Source organism: Klebsiella sp. B345 (assembly GCF_051131735.1).
Classification (GTDB): Bacteria; Pseudomonadota; Gammaproteobacteria; order Enterobacterales; family Enterobacteriaceae; genus Klebsiella.
Genome location: NZ_CP180443.1, coordinates 1,719,297 through 1,734,643, shown reverse-complemented (window position 1 = coordinate 1,734,643; position 15,347 = coordinate 1,719,297). Strand labels below are relative to the sequence as shown.

Here is a 15,347-nt window from a genome sequence, read left to right as displayed (position 1 = left end):
CGGGTGAATATGTCCCACTTTTTCGTAGTGGTTCGTGCTGTCAAAGGACGGTTGCTGTCCGGCATCGCATGTCTGGCGCTGACGGGATGTTCCGCCTCTTTTTCGCCGCATACGGCAAATGACAAAGCACAGCCTGAACTGCCGCAGCATCAGGTTGCGGATTTTCTCTCGGTCAATTGTGCCGACATCTGGTCGCTGAAGAGCGAAGCCAGCGATAAAAACCCGTTGTACTGGCTACGCGGGATTGATTGTGCCGACCGCCTGGCACCGGTGCAGGCGCGGGCCGAAGCCCGTCTTCACGACGATAATAACTGGCAGGACGCGTTCAAACGCGGCATCCTGCTGGCCGATGCCAAAATTACGCCCAACGAGCGCCGCGATGTGGTGTCTCGCCTGAATACCTACAGCCCGCAGATTGCGGTGCAGGTCCGTCCTTTGTATCAGCTGTGGATCGATGGTCAGAACCGCCAGCTTCAGCTGGTAGAAGAGCGTGCGCGCTATGCGAAGCTGCAACAGTCCAGCGATGCCGAACTGGAGGCGCTGCGCCTCCAGGAAGAACAGCTGCGCAGCCAGCTGGAGCTGACTACACGTAAGCTGGAAAACCTGACCGATATTGAACGCCAGCTCTCCAGCCGCAAACCTGGCGGCAATTTTAATACCGACGGCAGTCACGGAAGCGATAAAGTTCCGGAGGTGATTCATGACGATCCGTAAACCCGCCCATTTGCTGCTGGTGGATGACGATCCAGGCCTGTTAAAGCTGCTGGGCATGCGTTTGACCAGTGAGGGGTACAGCGTTGTCACCGCCGAAAGCGGCCCCGAGGCGCTGCGTATTCTGGCCCGTGACAAGGTCGAACTGGTGGTTAGCGACCTGCGCATGGATGAGATGGACGGCCTGCAGCTGTTCAGCGAAATCCAGAAAGTTCAGCCGGGACTGCCGGTTATTATCCTCACCGCCCACGGTTCGATTCCCGATGCGGTCGCCGCCACCCAGCAAGGGGTATTTGGTTTTCTGACCAAGCCTGTGGACAAAGACGCGCTGTATAAAGCCATCGATGATGCACTTGAGCAAAGCGCGCCGGTTACGGATGAGCGTTGGCGCCAGGCGATTGTCACCCGTAGCCCGCTGATGCAGCGACTGCTGGAACAGGCCGGGATGGTGGCGCAGTCGGACGTTAGCGTGCTGATTAACGGCCAGAGCGGGACCGGGAAGGAGATCGTTGCCCAGGCGATTCATAACGCCAGTCCACGCCACGATAAGCCTTTTGTTGCCATCAACTGTGGGGCATTGCCGGAACAACTGCTGGAATCCGAGCTGTTTGGCCATGCGCGCGGAGCCTTTACCGGCGCGGTCAGCAACCGGGAAGGGCTGTTCCAGGCTGCGGAAGGCGGGACGCTGTTCCTCGATGAGATCGGCGATATGCCGGTCGCGCTCCAGGTCAAGCTACTGCGGGTGTTGCAGGAGCGGAAAGTGCGCCCGCTGGGAAGTAACCGGGATATCGATATCGATGTGCGAATTATCTCAGCAACCCACCGCGATCTGCCAAAAGCGATGGCGCGCGGCGAGTTTCGTGAAGACCTGTTTTACCGCCTGAACGTGGTGAATCTGAAGATCCCGCCGTTGGCCGAGCGTGCGGAAGATATTCCGCTGCTGGCGAACCACCTGCTGCGTCAGTCTGCCGATCGGCATAAGCCGTTTGTCCGCGCCTTTTCCACCGATGCAATGAAGCGACTGATGGCGGCCAAGTGGCCTGGTAACGTGCGCCAGTTGGTGAACGTGATCGAGCAGTGTGTCGCCTTGACGACTTCACCAGTGATCGGCGATGCGCTGGTGGAGCAAGCGCTGGAAGGGGAAAACACCGCGCTGCCGACCTTCGTTGAAGCGCGTAATCAGTTTGAGCTGAACTATCTGCGCAAACTGTTGCAAATTACTAAAGGTAACGTCACCCACGCCGCGAGGATGGCGGGGCGTAACCGCACTGAATTTTATAAGTTGCTGTCGCGCCATGAGCTCGATGCCAACGACTTTAAAGAGTAGCTCCGCAACATAACGCAAGCTATGATACGGTAAGCAACCGGTTACGCGACAAAGACAGGAACACCATGAAAAAGATTGATGCGATTATTAAACCTTTCAAACTGGATGACGTGCGTGAAGCGCTGGCCGAAGTCGGCATCACCGGGATGACGGTAACGGAAGTGAAGGGCTTTGGCCGTCAGAAAGGCCACACCGAGCTGTACCGCGGTGCAGAGTACATGGTGGATTTTTTGCCGAAAGTGAAAATCGAAATTGTGGTCACTGACGATATCGTCGATACCTGCGTGGATACCATTATCCGCACCGCCCAGACCGGAAAAATCGGTGATGGTAAAATCTTCGTCTTCGACGTGGCCCGCGTGATTCGTATTCGTACCGGCGAAGAAGACGACGCCGCGATTTAAATGTAAGACCGCATAGATCTGTAGCCCCGGTAGGTTCGCGCCACCGGGGCTACTTTGTTTTATTGGCTTACAGCACCTTGTGCGGGCCGAAACACTCGTAGTGAATGTTCTCGCCGCTCACGCCCAACGCCACCAGCTGCTTCGCGGCAAACTGCATAAACGCCACTGGGCCACAGAGATAATACTGCATCTGCGGATCGCGCAGCGCATCGGCCAACGCGGACAATTCAATCAAACCTTCGCTATTAAAGCGTGCTGCCTGACGGTCGGCGACGGTCGGCGTGCGATACCAGACGTGGGAACGAAACGCCGGTAGGGTAGCGCCCAGCGCGGCAACTTCATCGGCAAACGCGTGAACGTCGCCATTTTCCGCGGCGTGGAACCAGTTAACCTGGGCGGTATGCTGCGTTTTTGCCAGCGTCTCGAGCATTGCCAGCATCGGCGTCTGACCAACCCCGCCGGAGATCAGCGTAACCGGTGTTTGCGCCGTGACGTCGAGGAAGAAGTCACCAGCCGGTGCTGCCAGGTGCACGATATCCCCTTCCTGCGCCGCAGCGTGCAGCCAGTTTGAAACCTGGCCGCCGTTTTCACGTTTGACCGCGATGCGGTAGTTTTTGCCATTTGGTTTGCGGGTCAGCGAGTACTGGCGAATTTCCTGATATTCAAACCCTTCCGGCTTCAGCCAGATAGCCAGATACTGGCCCGGCTGGTAATCGGCGACTGGCTGACCGTCTACCGGCTCCAGATCGAAGCTGGTAATCAAGGCGCTGCGCGGAGCTTTGCGGGTAATGCGGAACGCTCGGGTGCCTTCCCAACCGCCGGTTTTGCTGGCGTTTTGCTGGTAGATTTCCGCTTCACGGTTGATAAAGACGTTTGCCAGTACGCCATAGGCTTTTCCCCATGCATCAAGCACCTCCTGACCCGGGCTGAACAGCTCGTCGAGCGTCGCCAGCAGGTGAGCGCCCACGATGTTGTACTGCTCTGGTTTGATCTGGAAGCTGGTGTGTTTCTGCGCGATTTTCTCGACCGCCGGTAGCAACGCAGGCAGGTTCTCGATGTTGCTGGCGTAGGCCGCTATCGCATTAAACAGCGCTTCACGCTGATCGCCATTGCGCTGGTTACTCATGTTGAAGATCTCTTTGAGTTCCGGATTATGCGCGAACATGCGATCGTAAAAATGGGCGGTCAGCCTGGGGCCGGTTTCGACGAGCAGGGGGATCGTGGCTTTGACGGTAGCGATGGTTTGAGCGTCGAGCATAGCAGCTTCCTTAAGAGTTACTTAAATGATGTATTTTATATGCATCTTATAAAAATAACCCTGCAATGTAAATGGTTCTTTAACACTTTTCCCTGTAGTGGTAACAACATGAATTATTTGCATCACAAACCTGAAAAGAAATCCGTTGATAATCGGGGAGTCGTTGTTGCTCAAAGCCTTGTGTCATGCGGGGCCAATCGTTTGCGTAAAATCCTTTGTCAAGACCTGTTATCACAGAACTATTCAGTTATACTGTGGGCCGTTGCCCGAAAAGGCCCCTCTTTTAGAGCTGTAATCTATTGTTAGCTGAGCAGGAGATGCGGATGTTAAAGCGTGAAATGAACATTGCCGATTATGATGCCGAACTGTGGCAGGCTATGGAGCAGGAAAAAGTACGTCAGGAAGAGCACATCGAACTGATCGCCTCCGAGAACTACACCAGCCCGCGCGTCATGCAGGCGCAGGGTTCTCAGCTGACCAACAAATATGCCGAAGGCTATCCGGGCAAGCGCTACTACGGCGGTTGCGAATATGTTGATATCGTTGAGCAACTGGCTATCGATCGTGCAAAAGAGCTGTTCGGCGCTGATTATGCCAACGTACAGCCGCACTCTGGTTCTCAGGCTAACTTCGCGGTCTATACCGCGCTGCTGCAGCCGGGCGATACTGTTCTGGGTATGAACCTGGCACAAGGCGGTCACCTGACTCACGGCTCCCCGGTAAACTTCTCCGGCAAGCTGTACAACATCATTCCTTATGGTATCGATGAGTCCGGCAAAATTGACTACGAAGATATGGCTAAGCAGGCTCAGGAACACAAACCGAAGATGATCATCGGTGGTTTCTCTGCTTACTCCGGCATCGTTGACTGGGCAAAAATGCGTGAAATCGCTGACAGCATCGGCGCCTATCTGTTCGTTGATATGGCTCACGTTGCAGGTCTGATTGCCGCAGACGTGTACCCGAACCCGGTTCCGCATGCTCACGTTGTGACCACCACCACCCACAAAACTCTGGCGGGTCCGCGCGGCGGCCTGATCCTGGCGAAGGGCGGTAGCGAAGAGCTGTACAAAAAACTGAACTCTGCGGTCTTCCCAAGCGCGCAAGGCGGCCCGCTGATGCACGTTATCGCGGGTAAAGCTGTCGCACTGAAAGAAGCGATGGAGCCAGAGTTCAAAGTCTATCAGCAGCAGGTTGCTAAGAACGCGAAAGCGATGGTTGAAGTGTTCCTGAACCGTGGCTATAAAGTGGTTTCCGGCGGTACTGAAAACCACCTGTTCCTGCTGGATCTGGTCGACAAAAACCTGACGGGTAAAGAAGCTGACGCTGCCCTGGGCCGCGCCAATATCACCGTCAACAAAAACAGCGTCCCGAACGATCCGAAGAGCCCGTTTGTGACTTCCGGTATCCGTATCGGTTCTCCGGCCGTGACTCGCCGTGGCTTTAAAGAAGCGGAAGTCAAAGAGCTGGCTGGCTGGATGTGCGACGTGCTGGACAACATCAATGACGAAGCGGTCATTGAGCGCGTGAAGGGCAAAGTGCTGGACGTCTGCGCACGCTTCCCGGTTTACGCATAACCTTTAACGCGCAAGCGTAAAGAAAAAGGCCGCATATGCGGCCTTTTTGACGTCTGGCGAACGGCGCTTAGCGACGGTCGAGGGAGAGCGATCCTGGCCCGGTAATGGCCAGCAGCAGGAAGGCCCCGGCAATACTGATGTTTTTGTAGAAGTTAATCATGTTAGGTAAAACCGCGTCACCGGTCATGTCCCAGTAATGGTGGCCAATGACGGCGGTGCCGAGGGTGTAAAAAATAAAAATGACCGCCAGCGGGCGGGTGAAGAAGCCGAGGACAATCAGAATAGCCGCCGGGACCTCCATCACAATGGCGATAATCGCCGACAGCGTCGGGAGCGGGGCGCCGGAGGCCGCCATGTACTGTACCGTGCCGCTAAAGCCCATCAGTTTGGGATAGCCAAACAGAATAAACAGCAGCACTACCGCAATACGGGCGATCAACAGCAACACGGGGCGGGAAGCACCAAAGTCAAAATAGCGTAGTGTGTTCATAATCAATCCGTTGTGAAGACGAGTGATTTAAACGTAATACACAATTTTGTGATCTGCCACATACCTTTTGCGTTCAGCGTAACGCCTGCAGCTGCTCTTCCACGTACAGATAACCAATGCCGAGCAGTTGCTGCTGGCGACTCAGATGGCCGAAGCCAATTTGGGTGGCGTGCGTCCGGGGGGAATCACCATGGTCGAAGGGGTTAAAACCGGTTTGTTTGACGATAGTGCTCAACCATGTCTCGCCAAAGGCGCAGCTGCGGCCATAGAGCCAGATTTGATTAATATTTAAAATATTCAGAAAGTTATAAAGGCTTAAACCAATGGCGTTGGCGGCGCTGTCGGCCCAGGCGCGAATATGCATATCGCCTGCTCTCCAGGCGTTCATCAGTGACTCGGTGGTGATGTTATCCGGAGAGAGGCTGGCGTCAGGCTGTGTTTTTAACCATGTCCGCGCCTGTTTCTTCAGCGCACTGAGCGATGCCACCGTTTCCAGGCAGCCGTATCGGCCACAATCGCAGGCCATGCCGTCAGGGTTAACGATGGTATGGCCGATTTGCCCACTACCGTAGAGGCTTCCGCGCCACACCTGATCGTTGATCACAAATGACGAACCAATACCGTAATCGACGTTAATTACGCAGAAATCCAGTTGATGCCCATCATTCTGCCATTTTTCCGCCAGCGCCAGCATCACGCAGTCGTTATCGACCATGACCCGAACGTTGAGCTTCTCCTCCAGCAGGTATTTTAATTCCACCGGCGTTTTCCAGCGCGCCTGGGGCATGGTTTGCGATACCCCGGTCACCGGATCGACCTGTCCATGTACGCCCAATGCGAGATTGATACTCGACTGCGGATACTGGCGGTGGACTTCCTGCCAGCATCCGGCAATCGCCGCAAGCAGAGCCTGTGGCGTGGGAGCATCGATGTGCAAATGCTGGAGGGGGCCAGTAGCCAGCAAGCGCGCGTCGGCAAGCTGATATTCAATGCTGGTCGGTGTGATGTTCATGCATAGCGTCCAGGCGCCGTGCTGCGGGATCTGAAAACTTCCGCTATTGACGCCCCGGTTGCTCATCTTTTCGCTGGAGTGGCTAATCAGTCCGTCACGTAACAACTCGTCGAGAATATTGCTCACTGCCGGGATAGATAAACCGCTGAGCTGAGAAAGCTGCGATTTGCTGAGCTGCTTCGCCCGCCAGAGGTGGGAAAGGAAAACCGATTTATTGGCCTGCCTGACCCGGGCGTTATTGAAACCGGTTCGCTGCATACACTTAACTCCCTTAACTATATTGCGTGAGCATTGCGCATTTTAGCAGCTATATAGCGATATAAACTGCTGTCATAACATCTTTTACTTTATTTGCTTTAGTGGAGGCGTCATGTACGGTGCGGTTAAGGTCTGGCAGGAAACGATTTCATTACCGACGTGGACGACGGGAACGGAAGATCCGAACCCGATGTTCCTTGAAAAGCGCGTGTATCAAGGCTCTTCCGGCAGCGTCTATCCCTACGGCGTGATTGATACGCTGACCGGCGAGCGGGAAATGCGCGAATATCAGGCGCTATGGATGGAGAATGATTTTATTCGCATCATGTTGTTGCCGGAGCTTGGGGGCCGCATTCATCGGGCGTATGACAAAGTCAAACAACGTGATTTTGTCTATTACAACGAGGTGGTTAAGCCGGCGCTGGTGGGGCTGCTTGGGCCGTGGATCTCCGGCGGCATTGAATTCAACTGGCCGCAGCATCACCGTCCGACCACCTTCATGCCGGTCGATTTTTCGATCCAGCAGCGAGAAGACGGCGTGCAGACCGTATGGATGGGGGAGGCTGAGCCGATGCGTGGCTTGCAGGTTATGACCGGATTTACGCTCTATCCTGACCGCGCGCTGATTGAAATCACCGGGAAGGTATTTAACGGTAATTCGACGCCGCGTCATTTCCTGTGGTGGGCCAATCCCGCGGTCAAAGGCGGCGATGCCCATCAGAGCGTTTTCCCACCCGATGTTACCGCGGTCTTCGATCACGGCAAGCGTGATGTTTCGGCGTTCCCGATTGCGACCGGTACCTACTACAAAGTGGACTACTCCGCGGGCGTCGATATCTCCCGCTATAAGAACGTCCCGGTGCCAACTTCCTATATGGCGGAGAAATCGGACTACGATTTTGTCGGCGCCTATCACCATGACGAGCGCGGCGGGCTGCTGCATGTCGCCGATCATCATGTCTCGCCGGGTAAAAAACAGTGGAGCTGGGGCTACGGTGATTTCGGCCAGGCGTGGGACCGCAATCTGACCGATGAAAATGGTCCTTACATCGAGCTGATGACCGGCGTGTTCACCGATAACCAGCCTGACTTTACCTGGCTTGCGCCATACGAAGAGAAGGTGTTTGTGCAAAATTTCCTTCCCTATAGCGAGCTAGGGATGGTGCAAAATGCCAATACACAGCTGGCGCTGAAGCTGGTTCGCGAATCTCAGCAGCTGCAGGTTGGCGTGTATGCCATCGCGCCGCTGGAGAATATTGTGGTTGAGCTCAGCGACGACAATCAGCCGCGTTATGAAACTCAATTGTCGCTCAAGCCGGGTGAGAGCTGGCTCCAGACGCTGCCGGAAAACAGCGCCGGACGTTTGACCCTCCATGTGAAAACCGCCGAAGGCCAGACGCTACTGGATTACCGGGAACATCTGGCCCAGGAAACCCCGCTGCCCGAACCGGCCACCGCGCCAGCGCTGCCGGAAGCGATTCACAATGGCGATGAACTCTATTTTATCGGCCAGCACCTTGAGCAGTACAACCACGCAAGCCGCTATGCCGCCGACTACTATCGTCGGGCAATTGCTCTGGATCCGCATGACTATCGCAACAACGTGGCCCTGGGGACGCTGGCGTTTAATCGCGCCGACTGGGCATCCGCTGAGCACTGTGCTCGTGCCGCGTTGTGCCGCGCCCATCGGCTGAATAAAAACCCGCGCGATGGCGAAGCCAGTATGCTGCTGGCTAATGCCCTCGAACGGCAGGGCGATGACGCTGGTGCCTGGGAGCATTATTACAAAGCCTCCTGGAGCGGCAACTGTCGCGACGCGGCCTGGTGGTCATTGGCGCGCCTGGCCCTGAAGCGCGGTGATACGGCCGACGCGCTGGAAAAAGTGAATATCAGCCTGCAATTCAATACCAGTAACCATCTGGCAATGGGGCTGAAAACGTTGGCGTTGGCGCAGTCTGCGTCGACACATGACGCGTTGGAATACAGTGCCGCCTGTCTTGAGCGTTATCCGTTGAGCTATCCGCTGCACTGCGTGCGCTGGATGATTGCGCCTGGCGATGAGGCCCGCGAGAACCTGTTGCGCGTGACCGGTGGCAGGGGGATCAATGCCAGCCTGCTGGCGGGGTGGCTGTTATCTCTTGGGCAAAAGCAGGCGGCAACAGAGGTCCTTGCGCTGCTGGATAGCCAGGAGGCGCTGCCGCTGCTGTGGCGCGCCTCGTTAAGCCATGATGCGACGCAACGGGAACAATTTATTGCGGCGGCTGAGGATTGCCATGCCCGAAAAGTTCGTTTCCCCAACACGCTCGACGAAGTCCAGATGCTGCAAACCCTGGGCGACAGCGCCTTTGCGCAGTATCTGCTGGGCTGTTTCTGGTACAGCAAGCGTCGTTATGAAGACGCGGTAGGCTGCTGGCGCAGGACGCTGGAGACATCCCCGGATTATGCACCGGCGCATCGGTTGCTGGGGGTCTACGCCTGGAACAAACAGCAGGATGCGCAACAGGCGCTGGCCTGTTTACAACGCGCCGTCGCGCTGGAGCCAGACAACGCCCGCTTCCTCTTTGAACTTGATTTTCTTCAGAAATTACTGGGCACTCCCGTGGCCGAACGCCTGGAGATGCTGGCGGCACGTCAGGCGGTGGTACTCAAACGCGACGATCTGACTGCTGAGCTATTAAGCCTATGGCACATTACCGGTCATTACGCGGAAGCAGCCTCTGTGCTCAGCTCGCGAGTCTTTCACCCCTGGGAAGGAGGGGAAGGCAAGATGACAGGTCAGTATTTGCTTAATCAGCTTCACCGGACGTTATGTTCTGTTGAACAACATGAGTACCTGTCAGCGGTGCAATATCTGCATGAGGCTTTGCACTATCCCCATAACCTGGGGGAGGGGCGACTGCCAGGGCAGACGGATAACGATATCTGGTATCTGCTAGGGTACTGTGCGGAGCAGTCCGGAGAGGTGCTGCAGGCAGCGCAATACTATCAGCGCGCTCTGCAAGGCGGTTCCACGCTGGATGCCGGGCGTTACTACAACGATCAACCCGCCGATTACCTTTTCTGGCAGGGCATGGCTTTACGTAAGTGCGGCAATATTGCGCAGGCCGATCAGCATTTCCGCGGCTTTATCGCCTGGGCGGAACAGCATCGGGATGACGTTCCACAGGCTGACTTTTTTGCCGTTTCTCTCCCGGATCTGGTGGTCCTCGATGTTTCAGCTCAACAGCAGCATCAACAACACTGCCTGTTTATTGAAGCGCTTGGTCATCTGGGGCTGGGTAATATCCCCGCCAGTCAGCAGGTGATGCAGCGGCTTCTGCGCATCAATCCTGCTCATGATAAGGCGCATCTGATTCAACATGCCCTGCAAAGCGGCATTTTTTCCTGAACCTCAAACGGGCGGGCTGGTCCCGCCTGAACCCTACTGTTCCCTGCGTTTCCCTTATAGAGGAATCATTATGAATAACGCGCAGACACATCTGAAAATGGGCTACGTCTGGACTATCTGTCTGGTTGCCGCCTGCGGTGGTTTACTGTTTGGCTATGACTGGGTGGTGATTGGTGGCGCGAAGCCATTTTACGAAGCCTGGTTCTCGATTACCGACCCGGCGCAGTCCGGCTGGGCCATGAGTTCGGCGCTGGTGGGCTGTGTTTTTGGCGCGTTAATCTCGGGGTGGTGCGCCGATAAACTGGGGCGTAAGCTGCCATTAATTCTGTCTGCCGTTCTGTTCAGCGCCTCGGCGTGGGGGACGGCGCTGGCCAGCAATTTCGACATGTTTGTGTTTTACCGCATTGTAGGCGGCGTGGGCATTGGCCTGGCATCGGCGCTCAGTCCGCTGTATATCGCCGAAGTCAGCCCGGCCGAAAAAAGAGGGCGCTTTGTGGCGGTCAACCAGCTCACTATCGTAATTGGCGTGCTGGCGGCCCAACTGATCAACCTGATGATTGCGGAACCTGTGGCGACGGGAGCGACACAGCAGATGATTGTGGATACCTGGAACGGTCAGACCGGCTGGCGCTGGATGTTTGGTGCGGAGCTGGTGCCGGCGCTGGCGTTTCTGGTGCTGATGTTTTTTGTGCCGGAGTCCCCGCGCTGGCTGATGAAAGCCGGTAAACCAGAGCGCGCTCGTGCCGCACTGGAGCGTATTGGCTCTGCCGATTACGCCGACAGAATATTGCGTGAGATCGCGCATACCCTGGAAAAAGATAACAACAAAGTCTCCTACAGCGCCTTGCTGGCTCCGCAGGTTAAACCGATCGTCATCATTGGGATGGTTCTCGCGATATTTCAGCAGTGGTGCGGGATTAACGTCATCTTTAATTACGCGCAGGAGATTTTTGCCTCAGCGGGATTTGATATCAACAGTACCTTGAAATCGATTGTGGCGACGGGGGTGGTCAACCTGGTGTTTACGATTGCAGCCCTGCCGCTGGTGGATAAAATCGGCCGCCGTAAATTAATGCTGCTAGGGGCCAGCGGATTGACGGTTATCTATGTGCTGATCGCCGGCGCTTATGCCATGGGAATTATGGGGTGGCCGGTGCTGTTGCTGGTACTGGCCGCGATTGCCATCTACGCGCTGACCCTGGCGCCGGTTACATGGGTATTGTTGGCGGAAATCTTCCCTAACCGCGTCCGGGGGCTGGCGATGTCGTTGGGGACGGTGGCGCTGTGGATTGCCTGCTTCCTGTTAACCTATACCTTCCCATTGCTTAATGCCGGGCTAGGGGCATCAGGCAGTTTCCTGCTGTACGGCGTGATTTGCGCTGCCGGATACCTCTACATTCTGCGCAACGTGCCGGAAACGAAAGGCATTACCTTAGAAGCGCTGGAGGAGCAACTGGCACAGCGTCATGCCGGTGGTCAGGCGATGAAACACGAGCAGACCCGCTAATGACACAGGCGTTGATGCTGGAAAACGCGCATCTGAGGATGCGCGTCTCAACGTTGGGCGGCAAAGTGCAAAGCCTGTTTTCGCCACGCTATCAGGCACCGGTGCTGTATGAAAACCCGGCTGGCGGCATGTTTCCGATGCTGCCACTGGCTAATCGGGTAGCCGGAAACCGTTTTAGGTTTCAGGGGCGCGAGATCCAACTGCCGCATCACCAGGCCGATGAGCAATTCTTCCTGCACGGCGACGGCTGGCTGCTGCCATGGGAGGTGCTGGAACAGGCTGACCACTACTGTCTGTTACAGCTGCGCCAGCAGCACGCCTGCGGTTTTGATTACCTGGCCCGGATACGCTACGAACTGCAGCACGGGACGCTTCACGCCACGATGACGCTGGTACATTGTGGGCAGGCTCCCATGCTGTACGGTGGCGGTTTTCACCCGTTCTTTGCCTTCGAACAGCACAGTCTGGTGCAGTTCCAGGCGAGCGGCCACTGGCCGGAAGGCGCATCGCATTTGCCGCTGGGCTGGCGCGACGATCTTCCTGAAGGAGGGGATTTCTCCCAGGCGACGTACGGAGAGGATCGCTGGTTGAATGTCTGCTATTCCGGCTGGAACGGCGTCGCAAACTTGCAGCGAAGCGTGATGTCCGTCACGATTTCATCACAAACTCCGTGGTTGATGCTGTTCCGTATGCCGGGTGAACCGTTTATCTGTCTGGAGCCGCAGAGTCACCCGGTGAATGCGCACAACATGGCGGGGCAGCCTGGGCTGGTGGTTTTAGGTCCGGGGGATAGCGTTTCATGGGCGCTGAAAATCACCGTTGATTAGGGTCTGTTTCGCGGAGGAACTCAAAATCCCTGGCTTGCGCCGGCTATGCTTTATCGCCAGACTATCGCCTCCATTCAGGAGGGAATCATGGTTTTGCACTCCACGCGCTGGCTGGCGCTTAGTTACTTCACCTACTTTTTTAGCTACGGCATCTTCCTGCCATTCTGGAGCGTCTGGCTGGCCGGAACGGGCTTAACGCCGGAAACCATCGGTATGCTGCTGGGAGCGGGGCTGGTGGCCCGTTTCCTTGGGAGCTTATTGATCGCACCCAGGGTCAGCGACCCCTCCCGCCTGATTTTCGCGCTGCGTGTCCTGGCGCTGTTGGTGCTGCTGTTTGCGCTAGCCTTTTGGGCCGGAAACCACGTCGCCTGGCTGACGCTGGTGATCGTCGGCTTCAACCTCTTTTTCTCCCCACTGGTGCCGCTGACCGACGCACTGGCGAACACCTGGCAAAAACAGATCACCATGGATTACGGGCGCGTGCGCCTGTGGGGATCGGTGGCATTTGTCATTGGCTCGGCGCTGACCGGTAAGCTGGTCAGCCTGTTTGATTACCGGGCGATTCTGGTCCTGCTCAGTCTCGGCACCGCCTCGATGTTGTTGGGGATGTTGCTGAAGCCCTCGGTGATGCCGCAAGGCGAGTCCCGTCACCAGGAAGGGGCGGGGCTGGCGGCCTGGCTGACGCTGGTGCGCCAGAGCTGGCGTTTTCTCGCCTGCGTCTGTTTGTTGCAGGGCGCGCATGCCGCCTACTATGGCTTTAGCGCTATCTACTGGCAGGAGGCTGGATACTCGGCCTCCGCTATCGGCTATTTATGGTCGTTGGGCGTCGTGGCGGAAGTGGTTATTTTTGCGCTAAGCAAAAAAGTTTTCAGTCGTTTCAGCGCCAGGGAACTGCTGTTGATTTCGGCGGTGTGTGGCCTGGTTCGCTGGACGCTTATGGGGTCTACCACTGCGCTACCGTGGTTAATTATCGCGCAGATCCTGCACTGTGGGACCTTCACGGTCTGTCATCTGGCGGCGATGCGTTATATCTCCGCACGTCAGGGCAGCGAAGTGATTCGCCTGCAGGCGGTCTACTCCGCGGTGGCGATGGGCGGCAGCATTGCCATCATGACGGTGTTTGCCGGTTTCCTCTACCAGCACCTGCATCAGGGAGTGTTCTGGGTTATGGCGCTGGTGGCGCTTCCGGCGCTGGTGCTGCGGCCGAAAGCGGTCGCCTAATCCTCCAGCATCTTACAAATATGCTGCCGCTGGTGATCGCTGAAGGTCTCTTCCGCGTGGAACAGCGGTGGCGAAAACAGCGGCAGCGCGGTTGCATAGGGCGTGATGACCAGGGTCACCCCTTTCGGCGCTCCTTCTTTCTGAAAGGTATGCACGCTCTGATATTTAATGGTGAGCGGCAGCATGGTCAGCTCGCGCAACTGCAGTTCCAGCGCCTGTTCACGGTCAGGATTATCATGGGTCAGCAGCACCACCTGCTTCTCATGCAGGTCGCTTTTTTGCATCAGCCATGCGCCGAAGATCACCGCAATTAACCCCACTTCCTCCTGATTAAAGGCTATCTCATACGCGGCTTCAAACTCGCTCAATGCCTGCTGAGTGGTGCGCATCAGGCGCGGATAGAGCCGGCTAATCTCCTCCGGTAAGGCGTTATCGATGCCAATGGCGAACACGCTGCGGTTGAGGGCCTGCGACAGATGAATATACAGCTGATCGCTGAGTCCCTGGTCGTCGCTAAACGGCCGGCCTGCCAGCTGCTGGAAACGATGAATTAAGTGGGAAATCGCCAGGTGCAGCCGCCGGTCCTGATGGTGGCCATCGCGGATCGGATCGGGGGTCTTCAGCAACATAAAGAGTAGCGTCAGAAACAGCTGTTCACCCGCATGCGGCGAGCTGGAGACCCGGCGTTGCCAATGGCGGACGATCTCCTGCGCCAACGTGAACTCCGCCGCTTCCTGCGCCCAGCGCTGCTGCTCGCGGGTAAAATCTGGCGTCAGTCCCTGATGATGCTGTAGCAGGCAATATTGCAGATACAGACACAGGAAGTGCATATCCCGACAATCAAACTGCCGATTGAGCGTGCGCGCGCAGCGATTCACCAGCGCCTGCAGGTTGGTGTCGTCATACAGCGTCCGCGCAATGCCCTGTCGTTTAAGCTGTGTTTTTAAGGCGGGCGTAAAATGGTGAGCAATAAAATGAGGGCATAAACGCAGCGCCCGCCGCAGGCCATGCAGCAGACAGAGGCGTTGATCGATAACGGCGCCTTCAATCCGGTAGCTACCGTCCACCTGTGACGAGAGCGTCAATCGGTGGTAACGCTGAATTTCACGTTCCGTCTCCGTGATATCCTGCCGGGCCGTTGCTTCATCAACCTGGTTGATGTGGCTGAGCTGTTCGGGTGTCACTGACTGCCCTGGCAGGTAAAGCATCAGGAGTACCTGGCTACGGCGCTGTGGACTGGAAAGCGCAGATGGTGGTTCAATGACGGTCATCATCTGGTGAGTTCCAGTTAGGGTTTTCGCTAAGAATAGCCAATGGATGAATGGAGATCAGGGCCGTTCGGCGGCTTTACGTCAGGAATGCTGGCG

The 15,347-nt window shown here is 56.4% G+C and carries 12 protein-coding genes; 8 read left to right on the top strand and 4 right to left on the bottom strand.

Annotation, left to right across the window (positions count from 1 at the left end):
- Window positions 1-9 precede the first annotated feature (9 nt).
- From qseG to glnB, 3 genes are all read left to right on the top strand, one after another.
- The gene (qseG, locus tag ACMYSO_RS08030) at window positions 10-714 is read left to right on the top strand and encodes a two-component system QseEF-associated lipoprotein QseG (RefSeq protein ID WP_434670770.1); all 705 of its coding nucleotides are present in this window, start codon (window positions 10-12) and stop codon (window positions 712-714) included.
- Complete coding sequence (glrR, locus tag ACMYSO_RS08025) at window positions 701-2,038, top strand: two-component system response regulator GlrR (protein ID WP_123755400.1); 1,338 nt, start codon at window positions 701-703, stop codon at window positions 2,036-2,038. Before qseG ends, glrR begins: the two co-directional genes overlap by 14 nt.
- Before the next feature lie 65 nt (window positions 2,039-2,103).
- Window positions 2,104-2,442 (top strand): nitrogen regulatory protein P-II, encoded by a 339-nt coding sequence (gene glnB / locus ACMYSO_RS08020; RefSeq protein ID WP_002914032.1) that lies wholly within the window; start codon window positions 2,104-2,106, stop codon window positions 2,440-2,442.
- A 67-nt stretch (window positions 2,443-2,509) separates the two neighbouring features.
- On the opposite strand, the gene hmpA is transcribed toward glnB, so the two are convergent.
- A complete protein-coding gene (gene hmpA / locus ACMYSO_RS08015) occupies window positions 2,510-3,700 on the bottom strand; it encodes an NO-inducible flavohemoprotein (RefSeq protein WP_434670055.1) in 1,191 nt (396 codons plus the stop codon).
- 323 nt (window positions 3,701-4,023) lie between these two features.
- Between hmpA and glyA the strand changes: the two genes are divergently transcribed.
- Window positions 4,024-5,277 (top strand): serine hydroxymethyltransferase, encoded by a 1,254-nt coding sequence (gene glyA / locus ACMYSO_RS08010; protein ID WP_123755398.1) that lies wholly within the window; start codon window positions 4,024-4,026, stop codon window positions 5,275-5,277.
- Between the two features lie 67 nt (window positions 5,278-5,344).
- Here the strand turns inward: glyA and ACMYSO_RS08005 are convergent, their stop codons facing one another.
- Together ACMYSO_RS08005 and ACMYSO_RS08000 are read right to left on the bottom strand one after the other, a co-directional pair.
- Window positions 5,345-5,767, bottom strand: coding sequence for a DoxX family protein (locus ACMYSO_RS08005; RefSeq protein ID WP_434670054.1), 423 nt, complete (start codon window positions 5,765-5,767; stop codon window positions 5,345-5,347).
- 73 nt (window positions 5,768-5,840) lie between these two features.
- Window positions 5,841-7,037, bottom strand: a complete 1,197-nt coding sequence (locus tag ACMYSO_RS08000; RefSeq protein ID WP_434670053.1) for an ROK family protein — start codon at window positions 7,035-7,037, stop codon at window positions 5,841-5,843.
- 112 nt (window positions 7,038-7,149) lie between these two features.
- On the opposite strand from ACMYSO_RS08000, the gene ACMYSO_RS07995 reads away from it, so the two are divergent.
- The 4 genes from ACMYSO_RS07995 to ACMYSO_RS07980 all read left to right on the top strand — a co-directional run bounded on the left by ACMYSO_RS07995 (window position 7,150) and on the right by ACMYSO_RS07980 (window position 13,980).
- Window positions 7,150-10,425 (top strand): DUF5107 domain-containing protein, encoded by a 3,276-nt coding sequence (locus ACMYSO_RS07995; RefSeq protein ID WP_434670051.1) that lies wholly within the window; start codon window positions 7,150-7,152, stop codon window positions 10,423-10,425.
- A 70-nt stretch (window positions 10,426-10,495) separates the two neighbouring features.
- Window positions 10,496-11,932: a sugar porter family MFS transporter gene (locus ACMYSO_RS07990; RefSeq protein WP_434583532.1), complete on the top strand. Its 1,437-nt coding sequence runs from the start codon at window positions 10,496-10,498 to the stop codon at window positions 11,930-11,932.
- Window positions 11,932-12,759, top strand: a complete 828-nt coding sequence (locus ACMYSO_RS07985; RefSeq protein WP_434670050.1) for an aldose 1-epimerase — start codon at window positions 11,932-11,934, stop codon at window positions 12,757-12,759. The genes ACMYSO_RS07990 and ACMYSO_RS07985 overlap by 1 nt, the downstream gene beginning before the upstream one ends.
- An 87-nt stretch (window positions 12,760-12,846) precedes the next feature.
- Window positions 12,847-13,980, top strand: a complete 1,134-nt coding sequence (locus tag ACMYSO_RS07980; RefSeq protein WP_434583534.1) for a 3-phenylpropionate MFS transporter — start codon at window positions 12,847-12,849, stop codon at window positions 13,978-13,980.
- Here the strand turns inward: ACMYSO_RS07980 and csiE are convergent.
- The gene (gene csiE, locus ACMYSO_RS07975; RefSeq protein WP_434670048.1) at window positions 13,977-15,254 is read right to left on the bottom strand and encodes a stationary phase inducible protein CsiE; all 1,278 of its coding nucleotides are present in this window, start codon (window positions 15,252-15,254) and stop codon (window positions 13,977-13,979) included. The genes ACMYSO_RS07980 and csiE overlap by 4 nt on opposite strands.
- Between the last annotated feature and the right edge of the window lie 93 nt (window positions 15,255-15,347).